This is a genomic window from Paenibacillus jilunlii, assembly GCF_900102965.1.
Taxonomy (GTDB): domain Bacteria; phylum Bacillota; class Bacilli; order Paenibacillales; family Paenibacillaceae; genus Paenibacillus_AQ; species Paenibacillus_AQ jilunlii.
The window spans coordinates 32,285-45,460 of the sequence record NZ_FNGM01000009.1 but is presented as its reverse complement, the minus strand read 5'-3'; the positions used below and the strand labels follow the sequence as shown (position 1 = coordinate 45,460).

11 protein-coding genes are annotated in these 13,176 nt (G+C 51.6%); 8 read left to right on the top strand and 3 right to left on the bottom strand.

Features of this window, described 5'->3' with window-relative positions:
• Nucleotides 1-122: 122 nt before the first annotated feature.
• Both BLQ82_RS16200 and BLQ82_RS16195 read right to left on the bottom strand, forming a co-directional pair.
• A complete protein-coding gene (locus BLQ82_RS16200) occupies nt 123-512 on the bottom strand; it encodes a hypothetical protein (RefSeq protein ID WP_062523770.1) in 390 nt (129 codons plus the stop codon).
• A gap of 346 nt (nt 513-858) precedes the next feature.
• Nucleotides 859-2,553, bottom strand: coding sequence for a CPBP family intramembrane glutamic endopeptidase (locus BLQ82_RS16195; RefSeq protein WP_062523771.1), 1,695 nt, complete (start codon nt 2,551-2,553; stop codon nt 859-861).
• A 281-nt stretch (nt 2,554-2,834) separates the two neighbouring features.
• Between BLQ82_RS16195 and BLQ82_RS16190 the strand changes: the two genes are divergently transcribed.
• The 3 genes from BLQ82_RS16190 to BLQ82_RS31490 are packed head-to-tail and all read left to right on the top strand — an operon-like array spanning nt 2,835 to nt 5,395.
• Nucleotides 2,835-4,157, top strand: coding sequence for a TrkH family potassium uptake protein (locus BLQ82_RS16190; protein ID WP_425281118.1), 1,323 nt, complete (start codon nt 2,835-2,837; stop codon nt 4,155-4,157).
• A 15-nt stretch (nt 4,158-4,172) separates the two neighbouring features.
• A complete protein-coding gene (locus BLQ82_RS16185; protein WP_062523772.1) occupies nt 4,173-4,841 on the top strand; it encodes a potassium channel family protein in 669 nt (222 codons plus the stop codon).
• 29 nt (nt 4,842-4,870) lie between these two features.
• On the top strand, nt 4,871-5,395 hold the full coding sequence (locus tag BLQ82_RS31490) for a hypothetical protein (protein WP_143013459.1): 525 nt from the start codon (nt 4,871-4,873) through the stop codon (nt 5,393-5,395).
• A 191-nt stretch (nt 5,396-5,586) separates the two neighbouring features.
• Here the strand turns inward: BLQ82_RS31490 and BLQ82_RS16175 are convergent, their stop codons facing one another.
• Entirely contained in the window at nt 5,587-6,486 is a 900-nt protein-coding gene (locus tag BLQ82_RS16175; protein WP_060860577.1) for a LysR family transcriptional regulator, read from the bottom strand.
• A 399-nt stretch (nt 6,487-6,885) separates the two neighbouring features.
• On the opposite strand from BLQ82_RS16175, the gene BLQ82_RS16170 reads away from it, so the two are divergent.
• From BLQ82_RS16170 to BLQ82_RS16150, 5 genes are all read left to right on the top strand, one after another.
• Nucleotides 6,886-7,551, top strand: a complete 666-nt coding sequence (locus BLQ82_RS16170; protein WP_062523774.1) for a succinate dehydrogenase cytochrome b558 subunit — start codon at nt 6,886-6,888, stop codon at nt 7,549-7,551.
• An 89-nt stretch (nt 7,552-7,640) separates the two neighbouring features.
• Nucleotides 7,641-9,383, top strand: a complete 1,743-nt coding sequence (gene sdhA, locus BLQ82_RS16165; protein ID WP_062523775.1) for a succinate dehydrogenase flavoprotein subunit — start codon at nt 7,641-7,643, stop codon at nt 9,381-9,383.
• A 304-nt stretch (nt 9,384-9,687) separates the two neighbouring features.
• Nucleotides 9,688-10,452 carry a succinate dehydrogenase iron-sulfur subunit gene (sdhB, locus tag BLQ82_RS16160; RefSeq protein WP_062523776.1) on the top strand — a complete coding sequence of 255 codons (765 nt, stop codon included), beginning with the start codon at nt 9,688-9,690 and terminating at the stop codon, nt 10,450-10,452.
• 1,148 nt (nt 10,453-11,600) lie between these two features.
• Complete coding sequence (locus BLQ82_RS16155; protein ID WP_074648306.1) at nt 11,601-12,389, top strand: DUF3891 family protein; 789 nt, start codon at nt 11,601-11,603, stop codon at nt 12,387-12,389.
• Nucleotides 12,390-12,426: 37 nt separating this feature from the next.
• Nucleotides 12,427-13,167 carry a potassium channel family protein gene (locus BLQ82_RS16150; protein WP_062523778.1) on the top strand — a complete coding sequence of 247 codons (741 nt, stop codon included), beginning with the start codon at nt 12,427-12,429 and terminating at the stop codon, nt 13,165-13,167.
• The last annotated feature ends 9 nt before the right edge of the window (nt 13,168-13,176 follow it).

Below are 13,176 nucleotides of genomic sequence, written 5' to 3'. Positions count from 1 at the left end.
GTAATATAGTTTTACGCGTCGGAGACTGGCCTGAGGGCCGGTCTCTTCTTGTGTATCGTTCCCTTCGTGAAGTAGGAACTACATAAAAAAGAGCTGCCGAGGCAGCTCTTTTGCACAGAACATTAATATTTAGCCAAAAGGCTACCAGTCCTTACGTTTTTTAGACACATATAAGCTAGCTCATCTTTCCTTGGGCCAACAGCATAAATATCGATAACCGTATGTGTAGGCAGTTCTTCCGCCACCCGATAAATAACTCTAATACCCTCATCTAACAAACGGATTTTTATGGAACCAAAGAGATCATTTTTCAAAAGCCAATCTGGATTTACATGATGTGGGTTAGCATTCGTTTTAAATCTTTTAACAATAGCCTTAAATATCAGTTTTATATCACCTTTAACATAACCTTCCAGGTCTTCATCGAGAACGCCTTTTTTATAGCGAATATCTACTTTATATTGTTGAATCATTATTTGGACGAGTTGTTGTATAAGTTGCTGCGTAGGCATTAGTCGATCTCCACCTCATCGGAATTCTCGAAGATATCTGCGAGATCGTGTTCATTGAATTCCAAATGTTCAATTGCCTCAGCAAAAGAATAAACAGATTGATCGTTACGTAGTTGTATTATGAGTTGGAGGACCTCTTCCGTTAGACGCAGAACATAACATATGACATGTGATGAGTAGCGTTAAAAAGGGCTTACCCCTCTGGTGATTATGCTGATCCTAGTCATTTTACATACAGCAAGATTCATCATGCAAAGGGAGAGTTATTAAAACAGCAAGGCGCTGCACACACAAACGGCTGAGCCGCCCATGGAAAGGCGCTCAGCCGTTTGCAGTCAGTCTTCAGTTAGGTTACGGGGCTGACAGGCTCTGCCGGCTCCGTCTTGCGCGGGGGATTGAACCGGTACACGATATAGCCCACGATGAACGGCAGTACGATGGTGACAATACCTGCGCCGACATTCACGGATTCCTTCATGAAGATCAGAGTGGCACCCATCAGGATGCTGTCAAACACCACGTGGCTGAACATGGCGGCAATAAAACCGTAGTGCAGGAAAATATAGCTGAACAGCAAGCCGATCACCGTCAGCTCAATCGGACGCGAGCTGATCGGATAGATCGGGTACAGCGTATGTCCGAACGCCCAGATCAGGGTGGTGATCAGGGAAGCCAGGAAGGTGCTGCGGACGATCTTTTTGACCATCCGGATGCCGAACAGGCGGTATACGGCTTCCTCGGACAACCCGGCAAGCCAGGCGACAATGGGCAGCAGCCAGGCATATCTCATATTGTACGGTGACTGGCTGGCATCCGTGGTGGACCAGTTATGCAGGGTATACGACAGGATAATGAACATAAGCGTCTGTACACCGAGCAAAATAAAGGCCCAGACATACCCGGCGCGCATGCTGTCCAGCACATAACGCCCATACCCCGGCTCTTTGGCGCGCGGCCAGGGATTCAGTCCTTCTTCCTTGCGCCACAGGCCGTTGCCTCCAACCAGGGAGAAGTAGAGCATCAGCGACATCAGCAGACTGTAAAAAAGATAGAATAGGAGCATGACGAGACTTGTGATGCGGCTCTCCAGGCTGTCCCCGCTGGCCTCCGGCAGCATGTTGTAGGTGCTGACCATCATAATTACAAAATGGGCGGAGCTGAGGAAGATGCCGCGCTTGAACGAGGTATGGCCTCTGCGCAGAATGCTGTAGATCAGGGCTAGAATGCCCAGCGCCAGCGTCGGCACGCCGTAGCCGACCCCGGTCAGCCACCGGGCCAGTGCGGTCTGATCCTCGACATAGCTGGTATGCCAGGCCGGGGCGGTGAACCCTGCCCGGAAATACGAGACCTGTTCCTGCTGGAATTTGAATTTGTACTGCAGCTGCGACTCTCCAATCTTGACGGAGCTGTCTGTATAGACCAGGCTGTAAGGGTCTGTGCCTGACTGGATCTGCAGTTTGGCGGGATTTACTTCCCATAATTGTAACCATGACCGGGCAAGTTCTTTTTTCTGTTCAAGCGAAAGCTCCGGTTCACTGGCTGTGTTTACAGTATCCGGAAGGGCAGAGCTGCCAGTGTTCCCTGTTTCTGCGCTGGAACTTACGTCTTCCCCGCGGCCGAATCCAACAACCTTCCCGGTGTACATATTCAGGTCAACCGATAGAATCGGGTTCGCTTCACCGGAACCGTGCAGTACGGCATGAAAGACATCGAACGGATAACGCTGATCCAGCTTTGCTTTGGAATATTGATCCAGAAGCTTTTCCCGGGACATATAGCCGTAGAAGGAAGAATCGGTCCTGTAGCTTACAGCCCATTCCTCTCCTGTGGAATCCGGATGGCCAAGCTGCTGGGCTGCGAATGCGGCGGCTTGCTCACGGGCCTCATTCTTGCTGATAGGTGTGGTGTCAGAATCACCCGGGCCCCCTAAGAGCTGGGGAGCGATCTGGAACATAATGAACACAATAAGACCGATGATACCCGCAAGAATAAGCCTGGTCGAAAGGGGCCGCTGCTGTAGGGGCTGGCCGACGGAATTCATGAAACGCCTCCTTGTTATGTAATAAGCCTGTTCTTTCCATTATAATATTAGCAGCAGGCCGGTTACAAAAAAAATGCCGTATTAACCTTTTACGTGGAAATGGCCGGGCTTATGCTTACTTTGTCCTTACGGCGTCATTCTTTTGCGGGAATCAGCTGTAATAAAATGAATCTTTGTGAAGTTGGGCGATAACGATTATAATTTTTATGTTTCCTAAAGCAACCAGCGAAAGGATGAGAAGTTTGGCTTCACCGCTACCCAAAATTAACAATTTCAGATTTATGAAGCTGTCTCCGCCGCAGATTCTGGTACTGGGCTTTGCTGCCGTTATTCTGATCGGAACCCTGCTTCTGATGCTTCCCGTGTCGAGCACGTCGGGAGAATCACTCAACATTATCGATGCGCTGTTTACTGCAACTTCTGCAACCTGCGTTACCGGGCTGGTGGTGGTGGATACAGGGACGTATTTTACTGTGTTCGGGCAAATTGTAATTATGGTGCTAATTCAAGTTGGCGGCCTGGGTTTTATGACGATGGCAACCCTGTTTGCGCTTGTACTGAAACGCAGGATCTCCCTGCGTGACCGGCTGATTCTCCAGGAAGCCATGAATCAGAGCTCCATGGAAGGCATTGTGCGGCTGATCCGCAAGGTGCTGATTTATTCACTTGTCATTGAAGCCGGGGCTGCATTTATACTCTCGATACGCTGGGCATTTGACATGCCGCTTGGGCGTGCGGCCTATTTTGGTATTTTTCATGCGGTGTCGATGTTCAACAATGCCGGGTTTGATATCTTTGGGGACTATCGCAGCCTGACTGGATATGTCAGTGATCCTATTGTCAATATCGTGGTCATGTTTCTGATTGTTTCCGGGGGGATTGGCTTTATTGTTATGTCGGATCTCGTAGACTACCGCCGCCGTACGCGCAGATTGTCGCTGCACAGCAAGGTGGTTCTGTCGATGACAGCGGCGCTGATTATGATTGGAGCGGTTGTTATCTTTGTGTTTGAATTCACCAACACCCGCACGCTGGGTCCGCTGAACTTCAGCGGCAAAATCTGGGCTGCGTTCTTTCAATCCGTCACTCCGCGTACAGCCGGGGCGAATACAGTGGATATTGCCGGGCTCCGCCAGGCCTCGCAATTTTTCATAGTGATTCTGATGTTCATCGGCGCTTCGCCCGGCTCAACTGGCGGCGGTATCAAGACTACGACCTTCACCCTGATGATCGGTGCGGTTATCTCGATGCTCCGCGGACGCGAGGATATCGTCTTGTTCCGCTACCGTCTTGCACAGGAACGCGTATTCAAGGCGTTGACCGTCACCCTGCTGGCGCTGCTGCTGATTGTGGCCGTGTCCATGGTGCTGTCCACCACGGAGAATCGGGCTTTTCTGATGATTCTGTTCGAGACGACCTCGGCTTTTGCTACGGTGGGCCTCAGTATGGGACTTACGCCGGAGCTGAGCCAGGCCGGCAAAATTCTGATCTGTCTGACTATGTTCGCCGGACGGCTTGGGCTGCTCACCCTGGCGTATGCAATTGGCCCGAAACAGGGTAAGCAATTATATAAATATCCGGAAGGCAAAATGATAATTGGATAAGGGGTTATGAATATTATGAAAGCACAGCAGTTTGTCATCATCGGACTCGGCCGCTTTGGCTCAAGTCTTGCCCTGGAGCTGATGGCCATGGGCTATGAAGTGCTTGGCATTGACCATGTTGAGGAACGGGTGGAGGAATTGAGCGGCCAGCTGACGCATACGGTCATGGCGGATGCCACGGATGAGGGAATTATGCGCTCACTGGGCGTGCGCAATTTTGATTGCGGCATAGTTGCAATCGGAGACAACATGGAGCGCAGCATCCTGGCGGCGATTCTTTTGAAAGAGCTGGGTGTGAAGCAGGTGGTGGCCAAAGCGATTTCAATCCTTCACGGACGGGCGCTTTCCAAGCTGGGTGTGGACCGTGTGATTTTTCCTGAACGGGATATGGGCATTCGTGTGGCCCATCAGCTGACCACGCCCAATCTGCTGGATTATATCGAGCTTTCCAAAGATTACAAGGTGGTCGAACTGACGGTGCCTGCCTGCATGGACGGCAAAAGCCTCTCTGAGCTCAACACACGGGCCAAATATGGCTGCAGCATCATTGCCCTGAACCGTGAAGACGGCGTAATTGTTGCCCCCACCGCGCATGACCATGTGCATCAGGGCGATATTATGGTGGTCATCGGTTCCAATGAGAGCATTGTGGAGTTCGAGGACGAAGCAGTGAATGTGGAGTAGCGGGCGTCTGCAGGCCAGGCGGTAAATATATGAACGGCAATTACACCGTTATTTCACGCCCCTTGCACAAAGGAAATCTGTCCCGATTTATCAATAGGATAAGAGTGTTACACAAATCGGCAGGTTTTAGGCTGAAGGAGCTGTTTCGAATGATTAGACACCTATTGCCATGTGCATTGCTCCTCTTGATGATTACGATGTTAACAGGCTGTACTTCAGATTCAGTTGACACACCGCTCTATGAGGGGCAGCCCTTGAAGATTGGGATCATAGGGGATGCTCCTGCTATCCGGGAGCGGAATATCAGCTTTACAGGCATGAGTATGGATGATTTGAAAGAGGGCGCAATGCTCCCCGGTAATATTGATGCTGTCTTTATTACTAAAGATCATTTATCTGAAGCGGCAAAGCCCCAATATGCACAGACTTATAAGAAGGCAGGCGTTCCTTTTTTCTTCATCGAATCCATGAAGTCTTATATTCCCTTTGTGTATGAGAATCTCTCTTATGAGGAATGTATGTCACAGGCTATTATCAGTCTGGCGGCAAAATGAAATATTGGGGCTACGGACTATACAATGACAAAGTAAATTCCGCCAATATCAAAGATGCCTATTCGCGGATATTCGCCACAATCGCCTCGCTCTCACGATAATAAAGGCCCGGATGCGCATCCGGGCCTTTATTTATCCAGGACGCCAACGGCTCTACGCCCAATTCTGTTCCTGACTTTCCCTAGTGCGGGCTATTCCCGTCCCGGCAGGAACACTTCCTCAGTGACCTGCACCAGGCAGCGTGCGGCTGTGCTCAGGCCGCCGCTGCTAGGGTAGATCAGGCAGGTCGTCCGCTGGGTCTGCTCCAGCTCCTTGATATGCAGCGAGACCAGGCCGCCTCCATTCAGCAGCTCCGGGCGGAGGTAAGACTTCGGCAGCAGCGCCGCAGCCTTGATCGTCGGCAGCAGCCGGACGATGGCCTCGAAGGAGTCGATTTCCATCCGCACGTCGGGATCGACTCCGCTGCGCTGGAACAGCTCGTCGGTCATGCGGCGGTACCAGGTGCCCTTGGAAAAGAGGATCATCGGCAGCCGGGAGAGGTCGCTCATCGTCAGCTTCGCTGACAGGGTCAAAGGGTGGTGCTCCGAAACCACCAGCCGCAGCTGATCCTCGAACAGCGGGATGCAGCGCAGACCCGGCTCCTGAGTGGCGGACGCGATGATCCCAAGATCGGCCCTGCCTTCGCTGACCGAGGAGACGATCTCATGCGTCTTGCCGGTAATCAGCTTCAGCTCGGCTGCCGGATATTTCTCCATATAGGCGTTCACAAGCGGCGGCAGTGTGGTCTGAAGCGTGGTAAGGCTGGCGCCTAAGGTTACAAGCTGCGGTTCCCCCTCCTTGAACTTCGACAGCGCTTCCAGAAACTTGGAACGCTGCTGCCGCTGCTCCAGCGCATAGGTATAAGTAAGACGGCCCACCTCAGTCAGCTCCAGCCGCTTGCCGAACCGGTTGAACAGTGCAACGCCGAGCCGCTCCTCCAGCTTGGAGATTTTGCGGGAGAGGGCGGGCTGGGACAAATTGAGCTGGCGCGAAGCCCGGTTCAGGCTGGAATGCTCCACGACAGCAGCAAAAATGTCCAAATCATCAAACATAAGCCATCCTCCTTAGAGTTATTCAATAAAGTGATAAATAGCATAGCCGTTATAGGGTATATCCTCTGCCAGCAAGGAAAAACAGAGCTTTAATTCTTATTTCCACCTTCTAAATGAGAATTATTATCACATTAAAAATATTCTTATGCGTTTATTGTATAACGTTTAATAATTAGATTGCAATTCCCTTATAAGTGAAAAAGGAGTAACATGAAAAGTGACACAAGATATTCACATATTGTGAATGTTGCAGCAAAGTCCGGGAAAACAATGAATAGTGGTGAAAATAGACATTTTGCGGGCTTCTCTTAGCTCCTTACCCCCTGTTTCAACCGTACTCCCGGCGGTGTATGCTCATTAATGAAAACGCTGTTTTATATCGGAAAGGGGACACTTTGCATGAGAGGATTTTATTCCAGAAAGATTCATTCCTTGCTTGGCGTGATCCCGCTCGGGTTCTTTTTCCTGGAGCACATGCTGACGAATTTCTCGGCAGTAGAGGGAGGCGCTTCCGGTTTTACGGACAGTGTGCTATGGCTGAACAGCCTGCCGCTCGTCTTCTTCCTGGAATTGTTTGGCATATGGCTTCCGCTGCTCTACCATGGAGTCTACGGGCTGTACATCGCCTATCAGTCCAAACCAAACCTGAACCGCTTCAACCTTGAACGGAACTGGCGGTATACGCTGCAGCGGATCAGCGGAGTGATCACCTTCATCTTCATTGTCTGGCATTTGTACGATACCCGTGTTCAGGTGGCGCTCGGCAATGTGAAGCACGAAGAGCTTGGCGGCGTTATGCATAACATTGTAACCCAGCCGCTAATGCTGACTGTGTATATCATTGGGGTCCTGGCTGCCTGCTTCCACTTTGCAAACGGCCTCTGGTCGTTCCTGATCAGCTGGGGAATTACTGTGGGGCCCCGTTCCCAAAGAGTATCCTCCGTCATCTGTCTGGGCCTGTTCGTAATTGTCAGCTTCATGTTCCTGTTCTCGCTGGTTACTTTCCGTGACAATGAATTCCAGGCTACGGCTTCGGCTGTACAGTCGCTTCGCAGTCTAATCTAATAATTAGAAAGCGCGTCCAACTTCGGACGAACGTTATGATGCAATATACAAGAAGCAGTTTCTGCAAAACAATTTAGGAGGGAACAATCATGGCATCAGCCGATATTATTATCGTGGGCGGGGGGCTGGCCGGCCTGATGGCTACCATCAAGGCTGCAGAATCCGGCGCGCATGTGCATCTATTCTCCCTTGTTCCTGTCAAAAGATCGCATTCGGTCTGCGCGCAAGGTGGCATCAACGGAGCGGTGAACACCAAAGGCGAGGGAGACTCGCCGTGGGAGCATTTCGACGACACTGTATACGGCGGCGATTTTCTTGCCAACCAGCCTCCCGTCAAGGCAATGTGTGAGGCCGCACCGGGTATCATCCATCTGATGGACCGGATGGGCGTCATGTTCAACCGCACGCCGGAGGGGCTGCTCGACTTCCGCCGGTTCGGCGGCACGAAGCGCCACCGGACAGCTTTTGCAGGTGCGACGACCGGCCAGCAGCTGCTGTATGCGCTGGATGAACAGGTGCGCCGCTGGGAAGCCGAAGGCCTGGTCACCAAAAGCGAGAACTGGGAATTCCTCTCGGTGATCCTGGATGACGAGCGCGTATGCCGCGGCATCAGTGCCCAGAATCTCAAGACCATGGAGATTCAGACCTTCCCGGCGGATGCGGTGATTCTGGCGAGCGGCGGTCCCGGTATTATTTTTGGCAAAACAACGAACTCGGTCATCAACACCGGAACAGCTGCCAGCGCTGTATACCAGCAGGGTGTGCATTACGCCAACGGCGAATTCATTCAGATTCACCCCACAGCCATTCCCGGCGATGACAAGCTGCGGCTGATGTCGGAATCGGCGCGCGGTGAAGGCGGACGTATCTGGACCTACAAGGACGGCAAACCGTGGTACTTCCTGGAGGAGAAATATCCTTCTTACGGGAATCTGGTGCCGCGTGATATTGCTACCCGGGAGATTTTTAATGTGTGTGTGGACCAGGGGCTGGGCATTAACGGCGAGAACATGGTATACCTGGATCTATCCCACAAGGACCCGAAGGAGCTGGACGTCAAGCTGGGCGGCATTATCGAAATCTATGAAAAATTCATGGGCGATGATCCCCGCAAAATTCCGATGAAAATCTTCCCGGCTGTGCATTACTCCATGGGCGGCATGTGGGTCGACTACAACCAGATGACCAATATTCCCGGGCTGTTTGCGGCAGGGGAATGCGAATACCAATATCACGGTGCGAACCGGCTCGGCGCGAACTCGCTGGTATCGGCGATCTACGGCGGCATGGTCTCGGGCCCGAAGGCCGTTGAATATATTAAAGGGCTGAAGAAATCGGTACAGGATATTTCCTCTACCGTCTTTGACAGCTTCCATAAGACCCAGACCGATAAATATGAGTCCCTGCTGGCGATGTCCGGCACAGAGAACGCATATGTCATCCACAAAGAGCTGGGCGAATGGATGACTGCCAACATGACGGTGGTGCGTGAGAATACCAAGCTAACCAACACTATCAGCAAAATCAAAGAACTGAAGGAGCGCTACCGCCGGATCAACATGAACGATACGTCACGCTGGAACAACCAGGGCGTGGCCTTCACCCGCCAGCTGTGGAACATGCTGGAGCTGTCTGAAGCCATGACCCTCGGAGCGCTGCTGCGCAACGAGAGCCGCGGTGCGCACTATAAGCCGGAATTCCCGGCGCGTAATGACGAGGAATTCCTGAAGACCACCAAGGCCACCTGGACAGCCGACGGCCCGCAAATCTCTTACGAAGACGTGGATGTATCGCTGATTCCTCCACGGGTACGCGATTACTCGAAGGATTGATCGTGGAACGGTGGGGCAGCGTTCGATAAGCGTAACAATAGATGAACAGCGATCAGTAAGCGGGATGTTCAATGTTAATTGTATTTCATGCAACTAAACGGACTTCCAAGCGCTCTTAAAGAGAGTTAGCTGTATTTTGTACAATTATTTTTGGAGAATTGTTCGTTTAGGGAGTGTTTCCCGAAATGTAACTGCATAAATTGCAACTATATGTTGAAATGAGCAAAAATCAGCTGTTTTAGCTGTACAAAGTACAATTAAATGTTCGGTCAGTGTACCATAAAACTTTTAGGAGGTAACAGATATGGCGGAAACTGCTGCAGCTCCCAAAAACGTAAAATTTGTGATTACCCGCCAGGACGAACCGGATACAGCCCCTTATACGGAAGAGTTCGAGCTTGCGTACCGTCCGGGGATGAATGTGATCAGCGCATTGATGGAGATTCAGCGCAACCCGGTCAACGCCAAGGGTGACAGCACGGTTCCGGTCTGCTGGGAGTCCAACTGTCTGGAGGAGGTGTGCGGGGCCTGCTCAATGGTGATCAACGGCAAGCCTCGCCAGGCCTGCGCCGCTCTAATCGATAATCTGGAGCAGCCGGTGCGCATCGAGCCGATGAAGACCTTCCCGGTGGTGCGTGACCTGGTGATTGACCGCAGCCGGATGTTTGGCGCGCTTAAACGGGTCAAGGCGTGGATTCCGATCGACGGCACCTATGATCTCGGTCCCGGCCCGCGAATGCCGGAGAAGAAGCGCCAGTGGGCGTATGAGCTATCCAAGTGTATGACCTGCGGCGTCTGCCTGGAAGCCTGTCCTAATGTCAATGAAAAAACTAATTTCATCGGCCCGGCGGCCATTTCACAGGTCCGTCTGTTCAACGCCCATCCTACAGGCGAGATGAATGCCGATGAGCGCCTGGATGCGCTGATGGAAGACGGAGGCATCGACGGCTGCGGCAACTCGCAGAACTGCGTGCGAGCCTGCCCCAAAGGCATCCCGCTCACCACGTCCATTGCCGAGATCAACAAACAGACCACCAAGCATATGTTCAAACGCTGGCTGGGAGTATAGCATTCATTCAATACATGTGGATAAAAGAGAAAGCCCTGCCGGTACCGGCAGGGCTTTTGTGCCTGTCTGGGGAAGATGAGGTGGCTTTCTTCTACACTTGATGAGGTTAGCTGGAGCAGAGGGGGAACTTGGGTGGGAAGTTAGTGATAACTTCTGCGGGTGGTGAGAAGCAGAGCTAATGGGTGTAATCGTTCTGAGTCTATGAGTTCTCCTTCCGATAGTTACTGCGGAACTGAAGCGGAAGGGGCTGATCGCGGTAACTATAGGAGTGCAGAGGGTGCAGGAAGTGCAGGGAAGTGTAGAGAGTGCGTGCGGTGGGAGGTACAGAAAGTGCGTGCGGTGTGAGTTACAGGGAGTGCGTGCGGTGGGAGGTACAGGGAGTGCGTGCGGTGTGAGGTACAGGGAGAGTGCGGGTGGTGGGAGGTACAGGGAGTGCGTGCGGTGCGAGGTACAGGGAGTGCAGGGAGTGAAGTGGAATTAGTTCACTTAAATTGACCCGAAAGCCTTCTGTGGAGGGAATAGTGGGAAAAAGTGAACTTAATTTAGGCGAAATCATCGAAAAGGCGGAAATCGGCTGAATTAGTTATCCTTTTTCCACCTAATGCTTGCGGGAAGCGAGGCGGGGAGGATTTAAGTTCACTTTTTCCACCTGGGCTTGCAGCAGTATTTCTATCGAGTGATTCTTCGCAGTATTTGTATTGACTAATCCTACACAGTATGTGACTCGCTGATTATATCAATCATCTATAGAATTGTTGCGTGTTGTCCCATTGGAAGTGAACCGCCACCCGTTGTCTTATGTACGTGCCTATGTGCCTATGTGCCTATGTGCCTATGTGCCTATGTGTCTATGTACCTGTGTGCCTATGAACATCTATGTACCTCTACATATCTCTATGTACCTGAGCTTGCCTCTACTCACTTCTACTTAACCTGTACTTACCTGTACTTACCTGTACTTACCTGTACGCAGACTGTTTCTTTCCAACGGAAAAACGGGTACATTTTAAAACAGTCCATTCAGGAGGGCAAAGCTTTACATACAATGACGGCAAGACGTCAAGATTCCAACAAATATGGGTGCATATGTTATAATCTTCATAGTCGATGCATATCCAGGCTGTGGATATACCAGGGGGGGAATAATTGTGATTTGTCGTGAACAGGACGGATATTTAATAATGATGAGGCAGCATGAGCATGGGCTTTTGGCTGGTAAATTTGCCGAAAGGTTCAAGGAGCAGCATGTTCCGGCAGAAGGACGCCGGGCGGAGGTGCTGCGGGCGATCAGCCATCATGACCGGGGCTGGATCGATCTTGATGAGACTCCGTTCTGGAATGACGCGGAAGGGGCGCCGTATACTTTTATAGACTTTCCGCTAGTGCCGAAGCTGACCTTCTACAGACGCGGGCTGGATGAGATCGAGGCGGATACGCCGTACGGCGCACTGCTGTGCAGTTCGCATTATGAGCGGCTGATTGAGATATCCGGCGAGGATTGTCCGGAGCTTACCGCCTACCTGAAGCATGAGGAGGACCGCCGGGCCCGTATCCATCGTCATCTGGAGAACAGCAAACCGCTCGCAGAGGGCGAATTGTATTATGATGCGAGATTGCTGCAGTTCTGCGACGATCTCTCGCTGTACCTGGGCTTAAGTGAGCCGGGAAGCCCCAAGTCGGAAGAGCATCCCTGGTTCCGTGACGGTTTCTCGGGAAGTGAGGATTTCAGCTTCACTTCCGGCCGTCAGATTATGGCGGAATGGCAGGATGAGTCAACGCTGCTGCTTGATCCTTTTCCATTCACCGGGAACGTCGAGGTAGCCTTCAAGCTGCGCCGGGTTCCCAGGAAAGATGCGGAGAGCAAAGGCATCGCCCGCGCCTACAGCAGCACGCCGGAAGAGGAATGCCGCATTACTGTAGCGGGCCGGTCCAAATAGACTGTATTTAGAAACCGGGGAACAGGAGAGTATGCCCATGACTTGGTGGATGTGGACCCTCAATATAGCTGTAATTGTGCTGCTCTCATTGTGGCTGTACCGGATGAAGCTGAGCTGGATGGGCAAAGGAGTGCTCCTCGCCCCCATTCTGATCTATGCCCTCATCTCGGTTGAAGATCTGCTGAACTGGATTGATCTCGGTGCCATCCTGCCAGGAGACAAGGGGCTGCGCGGACTCATTCTTATTTTTGCCCTGGCTTCGATGCTGTTCTATGTACTGTTTATCTTTCACGAAATCAAGGAATCGAACAGTAAAGAGGTTAGGCTGCAGCAGACGCTGGTGCGCATCAGTATTGCGGCATTCTCCTGCATTATTTTTTTCACCGTCGTATATACATCGATATATAAGCTGTTTGGACAGTCCTCTTTTGATGGAAAAGGGCTTGGCGAGGATCTGCTCAGCCAGTTGATAACCTTCCTCTATTTCAGTGTGGCCACCTTTACAACGGTCGGGTACGGGGATGTAGCCCCGGTGGACAGTACCTCGCGTCTTGTGGTTATCATGCAGATCAGCTTCAGCTTCATCACCGTTGCCTATGCACTATCCATGCTGGGTTTGTTCCGCAAGATTCTGGGACCCGGCTCCGAAGAGGAGATTGAAGCCGAAATTGATGTTAACATCGAAACCGAGGTTGATGAGAAGGTAGAGGAAGCGAAGGATGAGATGAAGTCAGAAGAGTGTGCAGAACGCTCCGATTCACCCAAGCCATCCGATTAGTCTTCATTC

Excerpts from the sequence above, each read along its gene's own strand:
- BLQ82_RS16200 (WP_062523770.1), bottom strand. The coding sequence starts at position 512 with ATGCCTACGCAGCAACTTATACAACAACTCGTCCAAATAATGATTCAA.
- BLQ82_RS16195 (WP_062523771.1), bottom strand. The coding sequence starts at position 2,553 with ATGAATTCCGTCGGCCAGCCCCTACAGCAGCGGCCCCTTTCGACCAGG.
- BLQ82_RS16190 (WP_425281118.1), top strand. The coding sequence starts at position 2,835 with ATGAAGCTGTCTCCGCCGCAGATTCTGGTACTGGGCTTTGCTGCCGTT.
- BLQ82_RS16185 (WP_062523772.1), top strand. The coding sequence starts at position 4,173 with ATGAAAGCACAGCAGTTTGTCATCATCGGACTCGGCCGCTTTGGCTCA.
- BLQ82_RS31490 (WP_143013459.1), top strand. The coding sequence starts at position 4,871 with ATGAACGGCAATTACACCGTTATTTCACGCCCCTTGCACAAAGGAAAT.
- BLQ82_RS16175 (WP_060860577.1), bottom strand. The coding sequence starts at position 6,486 with ATGTTTGATGATTTGGACATTTTTGCTGCTGTCGTGGAGCATTCCAGC.
- BLQ82_RS16170 (WP_062523774.1), top strand. The coding sequence starts at position 6,886 with ATGAGAGGATTTTATTCCAGAAAGATTCATTCCTTGCTTGGCGTGATC.
- sdhA (WP_062523775.1), top strand. The coding sequence starts at position 7,641 with ATGGCATCAGCCGATATTATTATCGTGGGCGGGGGGCTGGCCGGCCTG.
- sdhB (WP_062523776.1), top strand. The coding sequence starts at position 9,688 with ATGGCGGAAACTGCTGCAGCTCCCAAAAACGTAAAATTTGTGATTACC.
- BLQ82_RS16150 (WP_062523778.1), top strand. The coding sequence starts at position 12,427 with ATGACTTGGTGGATGTGGACCCTCAATATAGCTGTAATTGTGCTGCTC.